The organism is Novosphingobium rhizosphaerae (assembly GCF_050920675.1).
Classification (GTDB): Bacteria; Pseudomonadota; Alphaproteobacteria; order Sphingomonadales; family Sphingomonadaceae; genus Novosphingobium; species Novosphingobium rhizosphaerae.
This window is the reverse complement of sequence record NZ_CP137861.1, coordinates 1744130-1764342: the sequence shown is the minus strand read 5'-3', so window position 1 is coordinate 1764342 and position 20213 is coordinate 1744130. Positions and strand designations below refer to the sequence as shown.

Annotated in this window: 17 protein-coding genes; 10 read left to right on the top strand and 7 right to left on the bottom strand. The window is 67.0% G+C overall.

The window, feature by feature from the left end; genetic code table 11:
* The first annotated feature begins 9 nt into the window (after positions 1 to 9).
* From R9J51_RS08045 to rsmA, 7 genes are all read left to right on the top strand, one after another.
* Entirely contained in the window at positions 10 to 504 is a 495-nt protein-coding gene (locus R9J51_RS08045) for a nuclear transport factor 2 family protein (protein WP_168554068.1), read from the top strand.
* 161 nt (positions 505 to 665) lie between these two features.
* A complete protein-coding gene (locus R9J51_RS08040; RefSeq protein ID WP_179506359.1) occupies positions 666 to 1994 on the top strand; it encodes an NAD(P)/FAD-dependent oxidoreductase in 1329 nt (442 codons plus the stop codon).
* Between the two features lie 27 nt (positions 1995 to 2021).
* Positions 2022 to 3380, top strand: coding sequence for a glutamine synthetase family protein (locus R9J51_RS08035; protein WP_248290225.1), 1359 nt, complete (start codon positions 2022 to 2024; stop codon positions 3378 to 3380).
* A gap of 53 nt (positions 3381 to 3433) precedes the next feature.
* A complete protein-coding gene (locus R9J51_RS08030) occupies positions 3434 to 4501 on the top strand; it encodes a polyamine ABC transporter substrate-binding protein (RefSeq protein ID WP_179506358.1) in 1068 nt (355 codons plus the stop codon).
* Between the two features lie 246 nt (positions 4502 to 4747).
* The gene (locus R9J51_RS08025) at positions 4748 to 6136 is read left to right on the top strand and encodes a peptidylprolyl isomerase (RefSeq protein ID WP_432787987.1); all 1389 of its coding nucleotides are present in this window, start codon (positions 4748 to 4750) and stop codon (positions 6134 to 6136) included.
* A 166-nt stretch (positions 6137 to 6302) separates the two neighbouring features.
* On the top strand, positions 6303 to 7307 hold the full coding sequence (gene pdxA / locus R9J51_RS08020) for a 4-hydroxythreonine-4-phosphate dehydrogenase PdxA (protein WP_179506356.1): 1005 nt from the start codon (positions 6303 to 6305) through the stop codon (positions 7305 to 7307).
* A gap of 5 nt (positions 7308 to 7312) precedes the next feature.
* Complete coding sequence (gene rsmA, locus R9J51_RS08015) at positions 7313 to 8137, top strand: 16S rRNA (adenine(1518)-N(6)/adenine(1519)-N(6))-dimethyltransferase RsmA (protein WP_169474871.1); 825 nt, start codon at positions 7313 to 7315, stop codon at positions 8135 to 8137.
* A gap of 30 nt (positions 8138 to 8167) precedes the next feature.
* Here rsmA and R9J51_RS08010 read toward each other — a convergent pair whose 3' ends face one another.
* Genes R9J51_RS08010 through tsaD form a run of 3 tightly spaced genes read right to left on the bottom strand, consistent with a single transcriptional unit; the run spans position 8168 to position 11755 of the window.
* Positions 8168 to 9700: a lipopolysaccharide biosynthesis protein gene (locus R9J51_RS08010; RefSeq protein ID WP_246865843.1), complete on the bottom strand. Its 1533-nt coding sequence runs from the start codon at positions 9698 to 9700 to the stop codon at positions 8168 to 8170.
* On the bottom strand, positions 9693 to 10706 hold the full coding sequence (locus R9J51_RS08005; RefSeq protein WP_179506355.1) for an NAD(P)H-dependent glycerol-3-phosphate dehydrogenase: 1014 nt from the start codon (positions 10704 to 10706) through the stop codon (positions 9693 to 9695). The genes R9J51_RS08010 and R9J51_RS08005 overlap by 8 nt, the downstream gene beginning before the upstream one ends.
* A complete protein-coding gene (gene tsaD / locus R9J51_RS08000) occupies positions 10703 to 11755 on the bottom strand; it encodes a tRNA (adenosine(37)-N6)-threonylcarbamoyltransferase complex transferase subunit TsaD (protein WP_179506354.1) in 1053 nt (350 codons plus the stop codon). Before tsaD ends, R9J51_RS08005 begins: the two co-directional genes overlap by 4 nt.
* A 45-nt stretch (positions 11756 to 11800) precedes the next feature.
* On the opposite strand from tsaD, the gene hemC reads away from it, so the two are divergent.
* The 3 genes from hemC (at position 11801) to R9J51_RS07985 (ending at position 14437) form a co-directional block, all read left to right on the top strand.
* Positions 11801 to 12769, top strand: a complete 969-nt coding sequence (gene hemC, locus R9J51_RS07995; RefSeq protein WP_179506353.1) for a hydroxymethylbilane synthase — start codon at positions 11801 to 11803, stop codon at positions 12767 to 12769.
* The gene (locus tag R9J51_RS07990; protein WP_179506719.1) at positions 12769 to 13446 is read left to right on the top strand and encodes a uroporphyrinogen-III synthase; all 678 of its coding nucleotides are present in this window, start codon (positions 12769 to 12771) and stop codon (positions 13444 to 13446) included. The genes hemC and R9J51_RS07990 overlap by 1 nt, the downstream gene beginning before the upstream one ends.
* A 109-nt stretch (positions 13447 to 13555) precedes the next feature.
* Positions 13556 to 14437: a hypothetical protein gene (locus R9J51_RS07985; protein ID WP_248290224.1), complete on the top strand. Its 882-nt coding sequence runs from the start codon at positions 13556 to 13558 to the stop codon at positions 14435 to 14437.
* Between the two features lie 554 nt (positions 14438 to 14991).
* On the opposite strand, the gene R9J51_RS07980 is transcribed toward R9J51_RS07985, so the two are convergent.
* From R9J51_RS07980 to R9J51_RS07965, 4 genes are all read right to left on the bottom strand, one after another.
* On the bottom strand, positions 14992 to 16065 hold the full coding sequence (locus tag R9J51_RS07980) for an alkaline phosphatase family protein (protein WP_432787936.1): 1074 nt from the start codon (positions 16063 to 16065) through the stop codon (positions 14992 to 14994).
* Between the two features lie 95 nt (positions 16066 to 16160).
* Positions 16161 to 17435 (bottom strand): amidohydrolase family protein, encoded by a 1275-nt coding sequence (locus tag R9J51_RS07975; RefSeq protein ID WP_432787935.1) that lies wholly within the window; start codon positions 17433 to 17435, stop codon positions 16161 to 16163.
* A gap of 49 nt (positions 17436 to 17484) precedes the next feature.
* The gene (locus R9J51_RS07970; protein WP_179506351.1) at positions 17485 to 18129 is read right to left on the bottom strand and encodes a DUF3237 domain-containing protein; all 645 of its coding nucleotides are present in this window, start codon (positions 18127 to 18129) and stop codon (positions 17485 to 17487) included.
* Entirely contained in the window at positions 18129 to 20063 is a 1935-nt protein-coding gene (locus R9J51_RS07965; RefSeq protein WP_179506350.1) for a CocE/NonD family hydrolase, read from the bottom strand. The genes R9J51_RS07970 and R9J51_RS07965 overlap by 1 nt, the downstream gene beginning before the upstream one ends.
* Positions 20064 to 20213: the final 150 nt, after the last annotated feature.

Sequence of the window (20213 nt, the reverse complement as noted above, 5' to 3'; positions counted from 1 at the left end):
GAGACATCGATGAAACGCCTGCTGCTGCCCACTTTGCTGCTGCTTGCCCCCGCCGCCCACGCCCAGGAAGCCGTGGTGGCCGCGCCCGATCCCGAAAGCCTGTTCACCAGCCCCGATCCGGTGCTCCACCGTAACAAGCAGGCCGCGCTGCATATCGTGAAAGACCTGCTGGAATGCGGTGAATGGAACAAGGCCGATCTGTTCCTGACGCCCGCCTATCACCAGCACAACCCGATGGTGCCGTCGGGCCGCGACACCGTCGTGCATTTCTTTACCCAGGTGCTCAAGGTAAAGCCAAAGGTCTGCCCCGCCCACATGGCCACGCCGGTCGTCTCGGTCACCGCCGAGGGTGACCGTGTGGTGGTCAGCTTCGTGAGGACACAGAAGGACCCCAAGGACCCGGCCAAGACCTATACCACCACCTGGTTCGACATGTGGCGCTTTGTCGATGGCAAGGCCGACGAGCATTGGGACGGCGCGACGCTGGGCGATCCCGGCCCCTGACTCCACGTGAGCAGCCCCTCCTCGTCGTAAGGATGGTTGGGAGTGGTGGAAACCCCAAGCAATCTCGCCCCGAAACGGTGCATTCCATACACCACCCTGACAACCAAACCCCCAGCCCGCTCGCTTGTCGCCCCTCCGGGCATGGGGTAGAACCGACGGCAATGTTAACGCCTCGATCCATCGAGCGGGCAGGACCAACCGGCGAGGATGTGCGGGCCTATCCGCCTTCCTATTACGCCGCCACGATCTCCGCGCCTTTTGACGGCCGCGTGCTGGATCGGGATGTGCAGGCCGATGCCTGCATCATTGGCGGGGGCTACACAGGTCTGGGTGCCGCATTGCGGCTGGCGGAAGCCGGGCGATCGGTCGTCCTGCTGGAAAGCGGGCCTCTGGGCTGGGGCGCATCGGGCCGCAACGGCGGCCAGGTGCACCTGGGCTGGAACCAGGACCAGCACTGGCTGGCGCGCCACCTGGGCAAGGATGGGGCCAGGGCGATGTGGTCCATGGCCCGCGCCGCGCGCGACGACCTCGATCGCCTCATAGCCCACGATCCCGACGCTTGCGATTTCCGTCCCGGCTTGATCCATGCCGATCACAAGCCCGGCCTCGTGCGCGAAACGCACGATCAGGTGCGCTTCATGCGCGAGGCCTATGGCCACGCCGCGCTCACCCCGCTCGGCCAGGACGACATCCGCGCGCTGGTGGCGAGCGACGCCTATTTCGGCGGCAGCCTCGATCTGGCTGGTGGGCATCTCCACCCGCTCAAGCTGGCCCTGGCCATGGCCCGCGCTGCCCAGGCTGCGGGTGCGGTGATCCATCCGCACAGCCGCTGCACCGGCATCGTTCGCGAAGGGGAAGGCTGGCGCATCGCCACGCCGGGCGGCACGGTGCGCGCGGCCCGCGTGCTGGTGGCCACCGGCGGCTATGCCCAGGGGCTGGTGCCCAAGGTCGATGCGCATGTGCTGCCGATCAACAATTTCATCGCGACCACGGCCCCGCTGCCGCCCGCGCGTGCCGCCGCGCTGATCGGCGGCGGGCATGCGGTGTCGGATTCGCGCTTCGTCGTCTATTACTTCCGCCTCACCCCCGATCGCCGCTTGCTGTTCGGTGGGGGAGAGCGCTATTCCTATCGCCTGCCGGCCGACATGGCCGCGTTCGTGCGGCCGCACATGCTGCGCGTGTTTCCACAACTGGCCGATGTGCCGATCGACCACGCCTGGGGCGGAACGCTTTCCATCACCCCGCATCGCCTGCCCTATGCCGCGCAGGTGGCACCGGGGCTGTGGTCGCTCAGTGGATTTTCCGGACTGGGCGTGGTGCTCGCACCGTGGCTGGGGTCGGAAATCGGCGCGGCCATGGCCGGGTATCCCTCTCCGGCGCTGGACCTGGTGCAGCGGCTGCCCACGCCGCGCTTTCCTGGGGGCACGTGGCTGCGCTGGCCGACGATGGCCGCTGCCATGACTTTCTTTGCCTTACGCGACCGCCTTTGACCCCATTCTCTTCACACGAGTGATCCCATGCCAGAATCGCCCATGTCTTCAGCCTTTGCCGAATGGATCCGCGAAAAACGCATCAGCGAGGTGGAATGCCTCGTCCCCGATATCAACGGCGTGGTGCGCGGCAAGGTCTGGCCGGCCGACAAGTTCATCGCCTCGGTCGGCAACATGAGCCTGCGCCTGCCGTCCTCGGTCTTTTCCGTCACCATCACCGGGGACTATGCCGATACCGACGAGGATGATTTCCTCTATCGCGATCCCGATGTGACCCTGCTGCCCGATATCCATTCGATCTGCGTGGCGCCGGGCTTTCGCACCCCCACCGCCTTCGTCGTGGCCGATGCCCTGCACCGCGATGGCCGCCCGTTCGAAGTGGCGCCGCGCCACGTGCTCAAACGCATGCTGGCCAAATATGCCGACATGGGCTGGCAGATGGTGGTGGCCCCGGAACTGGAATTCTACCTGACCGAGGTCAATTCCGATCCCGATCTGCCGATCCAGCCGCCGCGCGGGCGTTCGGGCCGCGCGGAAAGCTCGCCCCAGCCCTATGGCCTGGAATCGGTAACCGAATACGAAGACATCATCGAGGAAATCTACGACAATTCGGAAATCGCCTCGCTGCAACTCGATACGATGATCCACGAAGGCGGTACCGCGCAGCTCGAAATCAACTTCAATCACGGCGATCCCGTGGCGCTGTGCGACCAGGTGGTGATCTTCAAGCGCATCGTGCGCCAGGTGGCCTTGAAGCACGGCGTCTATGCCACCTTCATGGCCAAGCCGATGGAAAGCCAGCCGGGCAGCGCGATGCACCTGCACATCTCGGCGGTGGACCAGGACGGCGCCAACCTCTTCGGCACGCAAGCAGGGCTGACGCAGGAATTCCGCTGGTTCGTGGGCGGGCTGCAGCGCTACCTTCCGCAAGTGGTCCCGCTGTTCGCGCCCAACGTCAATTCCTTCCGCCGCATCCGCCCCGCCCACAGCGCGCCGATCAATGTGCAATGGGGGCTGGACAACCGCAGCTGCGGCTTGCGCATTCCGGTCAGTTCGCCCAACAACACGCGCATCGAAAACCGCCTGCCCGGTGCCGATGCCAATCCCTATATCGCCATCGCCGCCACGCTGGCCTGCGGGTATATCGGCCTGCAGGAAAAGATCGAACCACTGCCGCTGATGGCCCGCAACGCCTATGACGAGGAACGCACCCTGCCGCGCAACCTCGATGCCGCGCTCAAGCAGATGATCGATTGCCAGCCGGTGATCGACTTGCTGGGCGAGCAGTTCATCAAGGCGTTCTACGAAATCAAGCTCAACGAACTGGCCGCTTATGACGAGGTGATCTCCTCGTGGGAACGCGATCACCTCTTGCTCAAGGCCTGATCTGCGGCCATCCCGGCCCGCGGATTGCACTTGCCTTCAGGAATTGAACGAAGATGGCCCATTCCCGCCGCATGTTCCTGCGCCAGGCTGGCCTTGCCGGCATTGGCCTGTCCTTCACCGGGGCGCTCGCCGCCTGTTCGCGCGGGAAGCCCTCGCGCGCGCTCAATCTCTATACCTGGGATACCTATATCGGGAAGAACACCGTCGCCGATTTCACCAAGGCGGCGGGCGCGGGCGTCAACATCAGCCTGTTTGCCAACAATGACGAGCTGTTTGCCAAGCTGCGCAGCGGCAACCAGGGCTATGACGTGATCGTGCCGTCCAACGATTTCGTCGAACGCATGACCGCGGCCAATATGCTGGCTCCGCTCGATCACGCGAAAATTCCCAATCTCAAGAACATCGCGCCCCAGTTCACCAATCCGCCGTTCGATCCCGGCCGGCGCTTTTCGGTGCCCTATACCTGGATCGTCACCGGCATCGGCTATCGCAAATCCAAAGTCGATGGCGTGCCCGACAGCTGGAAGTGGGTGCTCGATTCCGATCGCTACAAGGGCCGCATCGCGCTGCTGGCCGAGGCGAGCGAGCTGTTCGAGATCGGCGCCAAATACCTGGGCCACCCTGCCAACACCAACGATCCTGCCGTGATTGCCCAGGTCAAGGCCTTGCTCTTGAAGCAAAAGCCCAATATCGCCGCGTTCCATGACGATAACGGGCAGGACCTGCTGCTGGGCGGAGACGTGGACCTGGTGATCGAATACAACGGCGATATCGCCCAAGTGATGCGCGATGATCCCGACCTGTCTTTCGTGGTCCCGCGCGAAGGCGGCATCATCGCCAGCGACAGCCTGTGCATCCCGCACAACGCGCCCAATCCCGATCTGGCCTATGCCTTCATCGATTTCGTGCTGGGCGCGCAGGCCGGAGCCGACATTGCCCGCACCATCCGCTATCCCACGCCCAACCAGGCGGCGCTGGCGCTGATGCCCGATGACTATCGCAACAGCCCGGTGATCTTCCCGCCGGCCGAAGCGTTGGCGCGATGCGAATACTCGCGCTATCGCGGGCAAGAGATCAACAGCCGCTATGAGCAGGCGATGACCCAAGTGCGCGCGGGTTGAGGGCAGAGCGCAAAACCCGGTCGGCAGAATCCCGCCACGAGCCACGTTTGTTGCAAAGTTTTCCCCTGCACGACCAATTCCGGCGTTGCATTCCCGCCCGCTTGCCGCCACTCAGCGTGGGTTAAGCCGGGTCACTGCACGCCGGATCGACGCAATATTTCGCATGCTGCCAAGTTTTGCATGCTGCATGCCTGACAGGAAGTTCGGATCGCCATGAAGTCCATCAACCGGCTGCCACTTTATCGGATGCGCCATCTGGCTGGCCGGGCCACGCTGGCACTGGGCCTGGTCGCAACGGCAGCCCTGCCGGTGGCCGGCAGCGTCGCGCAAGCTCAGGCCGGTGGGGCCCAGGCCGGTGACACCCGCACCCAGGGCGGCGTGCCCGATGCTTCGGGCCAGCTCAACATTCCGGCCAACGTGCAGATCTTCGGCAAGAGCGATCCCAACGTGCGCCGCGCCACCGCGATCGTGAATGGCGAAATCCTCACCGGAACCGATATCGACCAGCGCCTCGCGTTGATCGTCAATGCCAACGGCGGCAAGGTTTCGGCCGAGGAACAGGAACGCCTGCGCCTGCAAGTGCTACGTAACCTGATCGACGAGACGCTGCAGATCCAGGAAGCCAAGTCGGCCGGGGTCGACGTGGACGACGACGAGGTCAACCAGACCTACGAGCGCGTTGCCCAGCAGAACTTCGGCCAGAACCCGGCTGCACTCGACAAGTATCTCGTCTCGATCGGCTCTTCGCCCGCCTCGCTCAAGCGGCAGATCCGCGGCGAGCTGTCGTGGCAGCGCCTGCTGCGTCGCAACGTCCAGCCGTTCATTAATGTGTCCGACGGCGAAGTGAAGGAAATGATGGATCGCCTCAAGGCTGCCAAGGGCACTGAGGAATACCGCATCGGCGAAATCTATCTCTCCGCCAACGACACCAACCGTGCCCAGGTCATGGCCAACGCCAACCAGATCGTGGAACAGTTGAAGAAGGGCGGCAGCTTCGTCGCCTATGCCCGCCAGTATTCCGAAGCCTCCACGGCGGCGGTGGGCGGTGACCTGGGCTGGATTCGCCTGGGCCAGTTGCCGCAGGATCTTTCGACCGTGGCCGCTTCGATGCAGCCCGGCCAGCTCGCCGGGCCGGTCGAGATTCCCGGCGGCTATTCGATCCTCTACCTGATCGACAAGCGCCAGGTGCTGACCGCAGACCCGCGCGACGCGGTGCTCAGCCTCAAGCAGATCTCGCTCACCTTCCCCAAGGGCACCACGGAAAAGGACGCCGCCGCCAAGGCCGCCACCTTTGCCAGCACGGTCAAGGGCATCCATGGCTGCGGCCAGGCCGATGCGGCGGCCGCCAGCATCGGCGCCTCGGTCGTCACCAACGACCAGGTCAAGGCGCGCGACCTGCCCGCCGCGCTGCAGGATTCGATGCTCAAGCTGTCGATCGGTGAAGTCACCCCGCCGTTCGGTTCGATCGAAGACGGCGTGCGCGTGCTGATGCTGTGCGGCCGCGACGATCCCAAGGTGGCCGACGGCCCGAGCTTTGAAGAAATGCAGTCGCAGATGGAAGACGACCGCGTGAACAAGCGCGCGCAAACCTACCTGCGCGACCTGCGCCGCGATGCGGTGATCGAGTATAACTGATTTGTTGGAGCATGGCCTCCACCACCCCCCACACCCTCCGCTTTAGAGACGGGGGTTGGGGGTGGTGAGAAGCAAATCCCAACCCGGCCCAAAAAATCCAAAACCCACCCGAACCCGCAACATCACCCACTACCCCCCACCCGCAAAGCCCGATAACGCAAAGCCCATGAACCCCATTGCCATTTCACAGGGTGATCCCGCCGGCATCGGCCCCGAACTGATCGCGGCCTCGTGGATCCTGCGCGGCATGGCCAAGCTGGAGCCTTTCGTGGCCGTGGGCAGCCGCCGCGTGATCGATGAAGCGGCGCGGCATCGCGGGCTTGATGTGCCGGTGCGCCCGGTGGGCAGCCTGGAAGAAGCGGTCGCCACGTTCGACCGCGCCCTGCCCGTGCTCGATCTGGGCGATGCGGAATACACCCCCGGCCAGCCGACCGACCAGGGCGCGCTGCTCGCGCTCCATTCGCTCGACGCTGCGACGCAATTGACCATTGCGGGTGAAACTTCGGCCCTGGTCACCGCGCCGGTGTCCAAGAGCCGGCTCGCCAGCGTGGGCTTCAACCATCCAGGGCAAACCGAATTCGTTGGCCAGGCCAGCGGCGTGGCCGATGAAGATGCGGTGATGATGCTCGCTGGCCCCTCGCTCAAGGTGGTGCCGATCACCGTCCATGTGCCGCTCCATGCCGTGCCGGGCCTGATCACCGCCGAACTGATCACCCGGCGCAGCGCGATCGCCGCGCGGGCGCTGGTGCGCGATTTCGGCATTGCCGATCCGCGCCTGGCCGTGGCCGGCCTCAACCCCCACGCCGGGGAAGACGGGCGCATGGGGCACGAGGACCAAAGCTTTATCGCGCCCGCCGTCGCCGCGCTCCAGGCCGCCGGGATTGCCGCGCGCGGCCCGCTGCCGGCCGATACGATGTTCCACGCCCAGGCGCGCAGCACCTATGACGTGGCCATCTGCATGTATCACGATCAGGCGCTGATCCCGTTGAAAGTGCTCGATTTCGATGATGGCGTGAATGTCACGCTGGGCCTGCCGATCATCCGCACTTCGCCCGATCACGGCACTGCCTTCGGCATTGCCGGCACGCGCCAGGCCCGCCCCGGCGCGATGATCGCGGCCATTCGCCTGGCCGGCGAATGCGCGGTGCGGCGCGCCACCGCTCTGGCATGAGCAGCCTGCCCGATCTTCCCCCCTTGCGCGATGTGGTCAACCGGCACGGGTTGCTCGCGTCCAAGGCACTGGGCCAGAACTTCCTGTTCGATGAACAGCTGCTGGCGCGGATCGCGGCCATTCCGGGCAAGCTCAAGGGCGCCAACGTGCTGGAGGTCGGCCCCGGCCCCGGCGGGCTGACCCGCGCCCTGCTGCGCGCCGGCGCGAACGTCACCGCGATCGAGATGGACAAGCGCTGCCTGCCGGCGCTGGCCGAACTGGCAGAGGCCTTTCCCGGCCAGCTCCGCGTGATCGAGGGGGACGCCACCAAGATCGATCCTGCAACCTTGTTCGACGGCCCCTGGCACGTGGTCGCCAACTTGCCCTACAACGTTGGCACCGCGCTGTTCACAGGCTGGCTTTCGGGCCAGGACTGGCCGCCGGCCTGGCTTTCGCTCACGCTCATGTTCCAGCTGGAAGTGGCCGAACGCATTGTCGCGGCCACCGGCAGCGATGCCATCGGCCGGCTGGCGATCCTCTCGCAATGGCGCGCATCCGCCCGCATTGCCATGAAAGTGCACCGCAGCGCGTTCACCCCGCCGCCCAAGGTGATGTCGGCCGTGGTCCACGTGACGCCTGCCGCCATGCCCGAAGGGGTTTCCGCACGCATGCTGGAACGCGTGACCGAGGCTGCCTTTGGCCAGCGGCGCAAGATGCTGCGCCAGTCGCTCAAGGGCCTTCCCGGTGCACTCGACGCGCTCGACACGCTGGGCATCGATCCCGCCCGCCGCGCCGAAACGCTGAGCGTGGGTGATTTCGTGGCGATCGCCGGGTTACTATCCAAGAAATAGAACGAAGCCGTTCAATTGGGGCCAAGCCCCCTACCCCTTCTGCTTGCGGAACAGCACCCGGTCTTCCGGGCCAAAGCCGCGGCGCCAGATGACGAAGCCATAGACACCCAGGATACCCGGCACGCCCAGCGCCAGTTCGGCCCATTCGGGCAGGAACCGCGCCAGCAGGCCCACGCCCAGCGCGGGCAGCGCGGCCCAGACCAGCGCCCAGCGCCAGTTGCTGATCTTCTGCTTGAGGATCGAGCCGAGCAGCCGCGACTTGAGCAGGGACGCGAGGCCCAGCGACACGACCAGCGCCAGCGCCGCGCCCATCGCCTCGACCATGCCGCCACCGCCCAGTTCGCGCGCGGCCAGGATGAAGGCCACGGTCAGCCCGGCCTGCAGCGCGATCGTGCCCAGGCTGATCCACCAGTTGCGCAGCCGCGCCACATAGATCAGCGCCGCTTCGCTCACCACCGCAGGCGCGGCCACCACTTCGGCCGCCAGCAACAGCGCCAGGGCGCCGGTGCCCGCCACGAAATTGGGGCCGAACAGGCCCATCACGCCCTTGCCCGGCAGGCCCAGCGCCAAGGCGATGCCGGCCTGCGCGGCGGTGATCCAGAAACCCACCTGGCACACCTGGCGGGCAATCGCGCCGAAATTGTTTTCGCGCAGGTTGCGGGTGATCACCGGGCCCAGGATCGGTTCGAAGCTGGTTTTCAGCTTTTGCGGCAGCGTCGCCACCTGCTGCGCCACGTAATAGATGCCCACTGCCTCGGCCGGGGCGAAAGTGCCCAGGATGAACAGGTCAAGCTTGCGCGTGCCCCATTCCACCGCATCGGCGCCGGCCAGCGGCAAGTTGCGATTGGCCAGGCGCAGCAGGTCGCGCAGGCGCGGCTCCCACTGGCGCGGCAGGCCATAGCTTTTGAGCAGCGGCACGAACGCAGTGACCATCGCGGCCAGCATCGCCAGCGCATAGGCCAGGATCAGCCCGCTATCACGCAGCGGCGCCCACCACATACCCGCGAGCCACAGCCCGCCAGCGCCCAGCGATTGCGTCCACGGTTCCACCACCGCGCGTGCGCGCACCGTGGCACCCACATCAAAGCGATAGGCCAGCGCCGCCAACGCGACATCGCCCAGCGCGCGCGGCAGGATCGCCAGCGGCAGCAGGCGGTCCACGCGCGTATAGTCCCCGCTGGGGAACATCAGCACCGGCACCAGCCACAAGAGCAGCGCGCAAAGCGCCGATACCAGGGCCGACAGCAGCAGGGCATCGGCCACGATGCAGGCGCCGGGCCGGTCTTCCTTGGCCAGTTGCTGCGCCAGCCCGCGCTTCTGCCCCAGGGTGGCCAGCTGCGCGGCCAGTTCCACCACCAGCGTGGCCGAGGCATAGCGCCCCAGCGTGGCCGCGCCGTAAAGCCGGCCCGCGATGAACAGGAACGGCACGCTGGCCGCAAGGCGCAGCACGAAACCGAAAAAGTTGGTGCGCCCGCCCTTGGCCAGCGCGGCAATATCGGCCTGTTCGGCCTGCGCATCCACCCGATCGGCGGGAAGGCCTGCGGAAAGAGTGGGTTCAGCCAAGCGGGCGTTCCGCACGCAAGGGGCGGGCCAGCAGGCTGGCGACAACGTCGCGGGCCGGGGCCTGCCCTTGAACCAGGGTAACGACCGCATCGACCAGCGGCATGGCAATTCCCTTCTGCCGGGCAAGATCGGCTAGCACGGGCGCGGTATACGCCCCTTCGGCCACGCTGCTGCGGCCTGACAACGCCTGAGACGCGGTTTGGCCTTCCCCCAGCGCCTTGCCCAGCGAAAAATTCCGGCTCGACGGCGAAGAGCAGGTCAGCACCAGGTCTCCCAGCCCGGAAAGGCCCGAGAGCGTCTCGCCCTGCGCGCCCATGGCCAGGCCAAAGCGCTGCATTTCGGCAAAGCCGCGGCTGATCAGCGCGGCCCGCGCATTCTGCCCCAGGCCAAGCCCATCGACCACGCCGCAGGCAATCGCCAGCACGTTCTTGACCGCGCCGCCGATCTCCGCCCCGATCACGTCGGCCGAATAATAGGGCCGGAACGTGGGCCGCGCCACGGCCGGGGCAAGGCGCTGCCACTGCGCGTCCCCGCCCGAACAGGCGAGCGTGACTGCCGTGGGCAGGCCGGCCGCAACTTCGTGGGCGAAGGTCGGGCCAGAAAGCACCGCCACGCGCGCACGCGGCGCGGCGTCTTGCGCCACTTGCGCCATCAACCGCCCGGTGCCTGCCTCGATCCCCTTGGCGCACAGCACCAGATCGCCGGCGAAATCGGGCAGACCGGCCATCACGCTGCCCAGGAACTGCGCCGGGGTGACCAGCAGCAGCACGGGCAAGTGGGCCAGCGCGGCGAGGTCGCTGGTGGCGGCGATCTGTGGCGCCAGTGTGGCGCCGGGCAGATAGGTGGGATTGCGGGCCTCGCGGTTGATCGTTTCGGCCAGCGCCGCCTCGCGCGCCCACAGGACCACAGGCCGCCCGTCGCTTGCCACCATCTGCGCCAGCGCGGTGCCCCAGGCGCCCGCGCCGATCACGCCGACCCCCGGCGCCCCCACATCAGCCACGCTCATGCCTTCACTCCCGCACCGCGCACGGGCGCAGCACCATCGTCGAGCGGCCAGCGCGGCCGGGCCGGCAGGTCGAGCGGATCGGCCTGGCCGGTGGCAAAGCGTTCGGCGCCGGCCCAGCCGATCATCGCGGCATTGTCGGTGCACAGCTTTACCGGCGGCGCCACCAGCGGCAGGCCGGCTTCCCCGGCCAGCGTTTCCAGCGCCCCGCGCAGCGCGGCGTTGGCAGCCACGCCCCCGGCCACGACCAGCGCGGTCATGCCTGGCGAACACTGCGCCAGCGCGCCGCGTGTGCGGTCGATCACGCAGTCGATCGCCGCCTGCTGGAACGAGGCGGCCAGGTCTGCCGCGCAATACTGGCCCGAATCGCGCGCGCGCAGCACCGCGCTTTTAAGGCCGGCGAACGAGAAATGCGGCTCTCCACTGCCGACCAGCGGGCGCGGCAGCGGCACGGCGCGCGGGTTGCCCTCGCGCGCCAGGCGCTCCACCGCCGGGCCGCCGGGATAGCCCAGCCCCAGCACTTTGGCGGTCTTGTCGAACGCTTCGCCCAGCGCATCGTCGATCGTGGTGGCCAGGCGGCGATACTGGCCAAGCCCCATGACTTCCAGGATCTGGCAATGGCCGCCCGATACCAGGAGCAGGCAATAGGGATAGGCAAGGCCGGGATCGGCCAGGCGCGGGGAAAGCGCGTGGCCTTCCAGGTGGTTGATCCCGATCAGCGGCTTGCCGCTGGCCATGGCGAGCGCCTTGCCGGTAACCAGGCCGACCATCACCCCGCCGATCAGGCCGGGGCCGGCGGTGGCGGCAATGGCGTCCATGTCATCGAGCGTGAGGCCGGCATCGGCCAGCGTGGCGGCCACCATCGGGGCGATCACATCGGCATGGGCGCGGGCGGCGATTTCGGGTACGACACCGCCATAGGGCCGGTGCGCTTCGTCCTGCGATGCGATACGCTGTGCCACGATACGGGTGGCAAGCGTCGTCGCGCTGCCGTCGATAACGGCAACGGCGGTTTCGTCACACGAGGATTCGATGCCAAGGATCAGGGCCATGCGGAGCTTCCCCTTAGAGATAATCCCGTTTACGGCAAGCCACGCATGAACAACCCGTCGCACAACCCATCGCAGACGCTCGACCGGCCGTTGCGTCTTGGCACCCGCCGCTCCCCCCTGGCCATGGCCCAGGCCGAGGAAACCCGCGCGCGCCTGTGTGCCGCCCACGGCTGGCCGGAAGACGCGGTGGAACTGTGCCCGCAAGTGGCCAGTGGCGATCGCATCCAGGACCGCCCCCTGGCCGAGATCGGCGGCAAGGCGCTGTGGACCAAGGAGCTGGACGCGGCCCTGCTGCATGGCGAGATCGACTTTGCCGTGCATTCGATGAAGGACGTGGAAACCGTCCGTCCCGAGGCGATCATCATTGCCGCCGTGCTGCCGCGCGCCGACGTGCGCGACGTGCTGGTGGGTGCGGCCAGCGTGGCCGCGATCGCGCAAGGCGCGCGAGTGGGCACCAGCGCGCCGCGCCGCGCCGCGCAGATGCTGCACGCGCGGCCCGACGTGGAAATCGTTTCGTTTCGCGGCAACGTGGCCACGCGCCTGGCCAAGTTGCAGGCGGGCGAGGCCGATGTCACGCTGCTCGCCGCCGCCGGGCTGCAACGCCTGGGCGAAACCGGGGTGGGCCATGTCCTGCCGGCAGAGGAATGGCTGCCGGCCCCGGCGCAAGGGGCGATCGGTATCGAATGCCTGGCCGCGCGCCAGGATGTGCGCGCGCTGCTTGGCGCCATCGACCACGCCCCCACCCACGCCGCAATCCGTGCCGAGCGCGCCTTGCTGGCGGGCCTGGGCGGCACGTGCCACAGCCCGATTGCCGTGCTGACCACCTCGGCGGGCGATGATCTGGTGCTGCGCGCCGCGCTGTTCAGCCCCGACGGCGCCCTGCGTGTGGAAGACACCGCGCGCTTTGCCGCCGATGATGCCCAGGCGCCGCTCGTCCTGGCGCAGCGCCTGCTGGCCCAGGCACCCGAAGGCATTGCCGCGTTTTTCCACGGTGATGATTCCCCGGCACATTGATGCGCCCGCTGCTGGTCTTGCGGCCCGAGCCGGGCAACGCGGCAAGCGTTGCCGCCGCGCGTGCCATGGGACTGACCGTGCTGGGCACCCCGCTGTTTGCGATAGACGCGGTGCCGTGGACAGTGCCCGATCCCGCCGCCTTTGCCGGCATTCTGGCGGGCAGCGCCAACCTGTTCCGCCTGGCCGGGCCGGGCTTGGCGCGGCTTGCCCGGCTGCCCGTTCTGGCGGTGGGCGCAGAAACGGCACAGGCAGCGCAAGATGCCGGCTTTGCCGTGGCGCAAGTGGGCGAAGGGGGCCTGGCCGAAGTGGCGCGAAACCTGGCGCCGGGGCGCTATCTGCGCCTGTCGGGCGCCGATCCCGCGCCGCTGGCGCCCCCGCCGGGCGTGGCGGTGGAAACGATCACGGTCTATGCCGCGCGGCCCCTGCCGCTCGATCCGGCGGCGCAAGCGCTGCTGCAGGGGCCCTGCGTGGTGGCGCTGCATTCGGGCGAAGCGGCGCGCCATTTTGCCGCAGAATGCGCACGCTTGGGCCTCGCACGTGGCAACGTGGCGCTGGCGTGCCTGGCGCCACGAATCGGGCCCATGGCTGGCCCTGGATGGCAAGCGGTTGAAATATCTGCCAAGCGCCGCGATCAACCATTGCTGGCGCTGGCCCGGCAAATGTGCCAGAACCTGTGACTTCGGGGCCACGAACAAGCGAAAAAGATTGATGCAGGACACGCCATACGGACAAGCAATTCCGCCCGGTAACCGAAGCGGTGGCCGCCGTGGTGGTGGCCGGCTTGCGGTGGGGCTGGCCCTGATCGTCATTCTGGCGCTGGCTGGCGGCGGGGCCTGGCTGGCCGCGCGCCAAGGCTGGCTGCGGCTTGACCTGGGCCCGATGGCCAGCGCGAGCGGCGACGTGCCTGCCGCCGTGGCCTCTGAAGCGGTGGTGGCCGCCGCCAGCAGCGCGGCCAGCGATGCCGTCCTGGCCAGCACATCGGCCAAGGTTTCCGCGCTGGAGCAGCGCCTGGCCGAATTGAACCAGCAAGCCAGCGCCGCCGCAGGCCAGGCCACGCGGGCCGAAGCGCTGCTGGTGGCCTTTGCCACCCGCCGCGCGATCGAGCGCGGGCAGCCGCTGGGCATTCTGGAAAACCAGCTGCGCGTGCGCTTTGGCGACAGCCAGCCCGGCGCGGTGGACCGGGTGATTGCCGCTTCTGCCCATCCGATCACGCTGGGCAGCCTGTCGGAAGAACTCGCCGCGATCGAGCCGCAATTGATGGGCAAGGCGCCGCAGGGCAACACCTGGGACTGGCTTTCGGGCCAGATCGCCGGCTTGTTCGTGATCCGCCACGACGAAGGCCCCAACGCCACCCCCGAAGCACGCGCCGATCATGCCCGCCTGGCGCTGGCCGGTGGCCGGGTGGATGCCGCGATCAGCGACGTGGAACGCATGCCGGGCAAGGATGCCGCCACCGAATGGCTGGCCCACGCCCGCGACTGGGTGGCCGCGCAGCACGCCCTGGACCAGTTGGAAACCGCCGCGATGGTGCTGCCCGCGCCGCAGCCGCTGTCACCCCAACCTGCGCCCCAGTCTGCACCGCAGCCGCAGGCATCGCCAACACCGCAGACCGATACGGCGGCCGCGCCCGGCCCGGTTGCCGCGCTGGCCCCGCCCGCCGTGCGGTGATCGCTTCCCCCAGAGGGGGAAGGATCAGATATCGAGTGCCGCCGTCAGATCGCCCGGCGGGGGGCCGCCAGCGGCCAGCATCGCCTTGTCGCGTTCCACCAGGCCGGGCAGCGTCTTGAGGCCAAAGCGGCGGACCAGAGGGGGGGGGGGGGCGCGGGGGGGGGCCGGCGAGGGGAGGTGAAGGTTACGGTGTAAGGCGGGGGAGGAGGGTAAGGGAAGGAGGGGGAGGTGGGGATTAGGTGGTAGGTGAAAGGGGGATGGTGTGGGAGAGGGGAAGGCAGAAGAGGGTGAGGTGAGGGAAAGGGAGGGAGTATGGGGGAAAAATGAAGAAGGGGGATGAGGGGTTGTGTATATAGTTAGGGAAAAAATTGAAGTAAATTTGGTAGATTGTTAAGGGGGGAAGGGGGGATGGTTGGGGGTAGGAGGGGAGGGAGGAGGAGGTGTAGGTTTGAGGGGTGTGGTGTAGGAGATGTGGAGTGGGTGGTTATTTGGGTTTTGTTTTGGGGTTGAGGGTTTTTTTGGTTTTTTTTTGGGGGGTTGGTGGATTTTTGTTGTTATGAGAAATTGGAGAAAAAGGAGAGTTGAGTTTGGTAAGTGAAGTTTGTGGAAGATTTAAAATAAGTGTGAAAAAAATGAAAGAGAAATAAAAATGAACTAATGAAAAGAAAAGATGAGAGAACGGGAGAAGTGATGGAATTTAGAATGACGGCGCCGAACAGCGCCATGCCCGGCTTTTCGGGATCGGCCTGGTACGTGGGCAGATAGGGCGGCAGCATGGTGTTGACCGCGCGATGATCGGGCGTGATCGAATCCGCCACGAAGCGCACCGGCCCGTCCATCGCGCTGGCCGGGGTGCCGGCCTTGAGCAGCGGGCGCGGCGGATCGCGATAGGCCGGGTCCAGCTTGACCACCCGGTCTTTCGCGGGGCTCTTGTCCGCATCGGGATAGAACGGCGGCGTTGCGGCCACCAGATATTGGTGGTTGAGGAACGAGCCGCCGAACGCGCCCATGAAGAAATTGTCGCACAGCGTGAACTCGCGCGCCACCTGCCACAGCCGCAGATTGGCGCGCACATCGCCATAGTGGCCCATGACCAGCGCGCCGCTATCGCCCCAGGCGACAAAGCCATCGTTGCGCCCGCCGTTGATCTGCCACTGGTTGTTGTAGAAGCTGTGGATCAGGTCACGCGTCACCACGCCGTGGGGCAGCGGATCGCCTTCGGGCGTCTTGAGCGCAAAGGGCGCGTTGGGCAGGCCGGTGATGGCATCCTCGCCGATCTGGAATTCGGCGTGCTCGACCACCTGCTTGTCGGGCACCATGCCTTCCCAGATCTTGGGCAGGGTTTCCAGCATGCGGCCATCGCGGTCCTTTTGCCGGGCACGCTCTGGCGGCACGGCGGAAAGCGGCTGCGCCAGGCCCGGAAAATCGGGGAAGAGATTGTTGAAGCTGCGGTTTTCCGCATAGATCACCACGACCGTGTCGATCTTGGCACGCAAGGCCGCATCCACCTTGGCCCGGCTGCGCGGCGCGGCGGCCTGCGCCTCTACCCCGGCAGCAGCGCCGGTGATGGCAAGTCCGGCCAGCAGGCTGCGGCGGTCTAGGGCGGGGCCATTGGGCTTGTCGGTCATGTTGGGCGCGCTTTTTCCGTGGGGGGAGGAATCGGGCGTTGGAATAGGGACTTACGCGGTGTCTGTCCAAGGCTCTGTTGCAGAGGCTCAACCCCTCACTTCACCACGTCGCCGCCCTTGATCACGTGGTCGACATGCTCGAGCACGGTGATATCGGCCAGGGGATCGCCGCTCACCGCGATCATGTCGGCATAGTGGCCGGGTGAAAGCGCGCCGACGTCCTTGCTCCAGCCCAGGAGCTCTGCCGAAACGGTGGTGGCGGCCTGGATCGCCTGCATCGGCGTCATGCCATAGCGCACCATGTACTTGAACTGCCGGGCGTTGAGGCCGTGGGGGTAAACCCCCGCATCCGTGCCGAACGAGAGTTTCACGCCGGCTTTCACCGCCTTGGCAAAGCCGTCACGCTGGGCCTGCGTGGTATCGTCATTCTTGCGCAGCATGTCGGCCGGCCAGTGGTGGGCGCGGCCATAGTCGGCGATATAGTCGCCGTCGTAGATATCCATGTCGAGCCACACGCCCTTGGCCTTGGCCATGGCAATGCCTTCATCGTCGATCAGGCTGGCATGCTCGATCGCCTTGACCCCGGCGCGCATGGCTGACTTGATGCCTTCCGCGCCATGGGCATGGGCCGTCACCCACGATCCGCGCGCCTTGGCCACGGTGACGGCGGCGCGCATTTCGTCCTCGCTCAATTCCTGCTGGCCGGGCTCCGTCCCCTGCGCCAGCACCGCGCCGGTGGCGATCAGCTTGATCGAATCCGCGCCGTGCTGGAACAGCGCGTTGACCTTGCGCGTGGTGTCGGCCGCGTCGTTGACGACGCCCGCGCGCATGTCGGCCGGCACGTCCACATCAGGGGCAAAGCCGGTCACTTCACCGCCGCCGCCGGGAATCGTCACATAGGCACCCACCGCGCTGATGCGCGGGCCGATCACGTCACCCCGGAGAATCGCGTTGCGCAGTTCGACATCGGCATAGGCGCGGAAATTGCCGCAGTTGTGCACACTGGTGAACCCGGCCATTAGCGTGGTGCGGGCGTTGCGCGCGCCGACATAGGCGATTTCCATGGCCGAATGGAGCAGCGGCTCGGCCACGTTTTCCGATTGGTCCATGTCGGCCAGGTGCACATGCATGTCGATCAGGCCGGGCAGGACGGTATAGCCGCTCCAGTCGATCACCCTCGCGCCGGCCGGAGCCGGCCCATCGGCCGTGATCGCCACGACACGGCCATCGTCCACGCGGATCAGGCGGCCGGTCAGAACCTTGCCCGCTTCGGGATCGACCAGCCGCCCGGCGCGGACATAGACCGTCTCGGCCAGGGCGGGAGAGGCAGTGGCGCAAAGCGCGGCGAGCAGGACGGTGGAGCGCAACATCGCCTGCCACCCTATCGCCTGCATCGCCGCTGTGGGAGGGGTTTTCGCGTCAGGTCAGGCGGAAAACCTGGATCAGGCGCCCATTGGCCTTGGGGCCGAAATCGGGCGTCTTGATCGAGGGCGGCACGGGGAACGTCAGCGTGGCGACGAACACGGATTCGCGCAGCCAGGCATACTTGGCGCCGGGCACTTCGAACGTGGGCAACAGGCGATACTTTTCCTCGGTATAGCCCAGGCCCTTGTTGTGGATGATGATCTGCTGGTTGTCGTCGGTCTTGAGGCGATAGAGCGCATCGACCACGACTACGCCATCGGGGCGGATCACCGGGAAATCGCCGCCACCGGGAATGACCGTGCCCTTGATCCCGCGGCCATAGAACACCCCGCCGATCACCGGCCAGACATCGTTGCGATAGCCGTCAGACGCCACCTGGTCCTGCGCGCTGCCCATGTATTCCGGCTCGGAACAGAACGGCACGATGTTCATCACCCATTCCAGGCCAACCTTGTCGAACACCTCTGGCGCGCCGCCGGGCGGCAGCGGCGGGGCCGAGGGTTCGTGGATGGCAGCGCCGGTGGGCATCGGCGGCGGCGCGGGCGGCACGACCGGGGCGGCCAGCGCGCGGGTGGCAGCGGCCGCCAGCGGCAGGCCAACGCCAATCGCGCCAAGGGCATTGCGACGTGAGACGGTCATCACTTCTCTCCTTGCGGCTGGGGCAAGCCCAGCGTGATCGCATTGCCCGCCAGCGGATCGGCGCGGCAGGGCTGATGCAGCACGGTGCCACAGGCCGGCGCGCTGGCGGGAATGGCCCCCACCACCGCGCTGGCCGGCGCCTGGCCCAGCATCAGGCGCGAAGGGTGCGCGGCATCGTGCAGCACGGTCAGCCGCGTGGGCACCGATTGCGGGGCAAACAGGTTGCCGCCGAACTGGCTGGGCGTGTCGATCCACAGGCGGATGCGCGAACCCGTGCGGAAGACATGGGCAAACTTCTGGATCTCGATCCGCGCCAGCGCCGGCTCGCCCGGCACCATGGCGGCCATGCTGTCGGGCCGGTCCAGCGGCCAGGGCCGCAGCGGCGTGGACCTGGCCGGATCCTGCGCGCGATCCGACAGGCGCAGCCAGCCACGCTGGACATAGACTTCCTGCCCATCGGGGCGCACTTCGGTCAGCGTCACCTGCACATCGGCATCGGCGCCGCTGGCCGCCATCCACAAGTCTGCCGCGCCAGAGCCATAGCCGATGAAATCCTCGGCCAAGGCCGGCGTGGTATAGGCCAGCGTGGCCTTTTCCCAACCGGGCTTGAGCGCTTCCCAGCTGTCGCGCGTGAATTCGTGCTGCACGGCCGGGCCGCGCAGGGGATAGTCGTAATCGTCCTGCCCCGTGCCGGCGGGCGCATCGGGCACCAGCTTGCCCCCGGCATCGAGCGCGAAGGCGCGCGGGGTGACCTGCAGCGGAAAAACATCGCTCTTGAGCGTCACGCCCGGCGTGAGGTTTTCGAAAATGCCCTGCGCCGGCCCGGCGAGCGTGGCTTCGGTCCAAACCTGGACATGCGGCGTGGCTTCGAAACCATTGACCCGGCCTTTCACGAAGCGATCGAAGAAGGCGATCAACTGCCGGCGAAAGCGGGTGGAGACATAGACATCGTGCGCGCCATTGGTTTGCAGGAACCACAGCCGCGCGGGATCGAGCGTTTCCTGGTAATAGCCTTCGCGGGCGATCACCGCTTCGTCCTGGAACGCTTCCATCGAGAACACCGGCACCTGGATCTGGTGCGTGCGCGCCGCCATGTTGCGAATCTCGATATAATCGTCGCGCACCGGGTGGCGGATGAGGATCGAGGGCACGCGGTTCTTTTCGGCGGTCTGCAGGTTCTGGGCGATCTGCGCCAGGCACCGCTGGTCGCCTTCGGCTTGCGCGCTGTGCCGTGCGGCATCCCAGCGCGAATGGAGATAGCCCCACCAGCCATCGACGAAACCGGGCGCGGGAATGCCGCCGATGAACCAGCTGTCGAGCCGCGCATCGCCCAGCACCATGCCCGGCGCGATGGCCTTCAAATGCGGCGGCTGCTCGGCCGCCGTGGCAATCTGCGACATGCCCGCCCACGACCAGTTGGCCATGCCCACCGCGCCGTTGGCCCAGGGCTGGATGGCAATCCATTCGATCGCGTCGCGCCCATCCTGGCCATAGCGCATCGAGAGGAATTCGAACTGCCCTTCCGAGCAGGCCGTGCCGCGGGCGCTCACGCCGACCACGGCATAACCGGCCTGGACCAGCGCGCGATCGAGATTGACCGACATCGCCGTGTTGTCGTCCATATAGGCCGCGCCGCCGATCGAGCCGGGATCGTAGCCGCTGTAGTTGACGATCACCGGGAACGGCCCCTTGCCCTTGGGCAACAGGGCGGAAAAGCGCAATTGCGTGCCATCGCGCGCGGGCAGGTAGCCGGTGATGCGGCGGGCAAAGAACGGCGCCTGGTGCTTGACCGGCGGGGCCAGTTCATCGGGCGCGGTGCCGGTGCCGACCGGCACTTGCGCCTGGGCCAGGGCCAGGCCCGGCGCGGCCAGGGCAAGCATGGCACAGGCGGCAAAAGCAGCGCCGGCCAGGCGCCGGGCAAACGGGGATTTCATGGCAACCTCGTGTTCGCGGTGGGGAAGCGCGCGGTGCAATGCGCTGCGATCTCAGCCACGGAATGGAATGTGCCATAGCAATCTGTCAACATGCGGCCCCCTGGCAAAACCACCCGATTTCTACGAATTTTTCTTTTTAATCAGCGACAT

What these genes read in the sequence shown, in the direction of transcription:
- R9J51_RS08045 (WP_168554068.1), top strand. Translation starts at nt 10, where the DNA reads ATGAAACGCCTGCTGCTGCCCACTTTGCTGCTGCTTGCCCCCGCCGCC.
- R9J51_RS08040 (WP_179506359.1), top strand. Translation starts at nt 666, where the DNA reads ATGTTAACGCCTCGATCCATCGAGCGGGCAGGACCAACCGGCGAGGAT.
- R9J51_RS08035 (WP_248290225.1), top strand. Translation starts at nt 2,022, where the DNA reads ATGCCAGAATCGCCCATGTCTTCAGCCTTTGCCGAATGGATCCGCGAA.
- R9J51_RS08030 (WP_179506358.1), top strand. Translation starts at nt 3,434, where the DNA reads ATGGCCCATTCCCGCCGCATGTTCCTGCGCCAGGCTGGCCTTGCCGGC.
- R9J51_RS08025 (WP_432787987.1), top strand. Translation starts at nt 4,748, where the DNA reads ATGCGCCATCTGGCTGGCCGGGCCACGCTGGCACTGGGCCTGGTCGCA.
- pdxA (WP_179506356.1), top strand. Translation starts at nt 6,303, where the DNA reads ATGAACCCCATTGCCATTTCACAGGGTGATCCCGCCGGCATCGGCCCC.
- R9J51_RS08005 (WP_179506355.1), bottom strand. Translation starts at nt 10,706, where the DNA reads ATGAGCGTGGCTGATGTGGGGGCGCCGGGGGTCGGCGTGATCGGCGCG.
- tsaD (WP_179506354.1), bottom strand. Translation starts at nt 11,755, where the DNA reads ATGGCCCTGATCCTTGGCATCGAATCCTCGTGTGACGAAACCGCCGTT.
- hemC (WP_179506353.1), top strand. Translation starts at nt 11,801, where the DNA reads ATGAACAACCCGTCGCACAACCCATCGCAGACGCTCGACCGGCCGTTG.
- R9J51_RS07990 (WP_179506719.1), top strand. Translation starts at nt 12,769, where the DNA reads ATGCGCCCGCTGCTGGTCTTGCGGCCCGAGCCGGGCAACGCGGCAAGC.
- R9J51_RS07980 (WP_432787936.1), bottom strand. Translation starts at nt 16,065, where the DNA reads ATGACCGACAAGCCCAATGGCCCCGCCCTAGACCGCCGCAGCCTGCTG.
- R9J51_RS07975 (WP_432787935.1), bottom strand. Translation starts at nt 17,435, where the DNA reads ATGTTGCGCTCCACCGTCCTGCTCGCCGCGCTTTGCGCCACTGCCTCT.
- R9J51_RS07970 (WP_179506351.1), bottom strand. Translation starts at nt 18,129, where the DNA reads ATGACCGTCTCACGTCGCAATGCCCTTGGCGCGATTGGCGTTGGCCTG.
- R9J51_RS07965 (WP_179506350.1), bottom strand. Translation starts at nt 20,063, where the DNA reads ATGAAATCCCCGTTTGCCCGGCGCCTGGCCGGCGCTGCTTTTGCCGCC.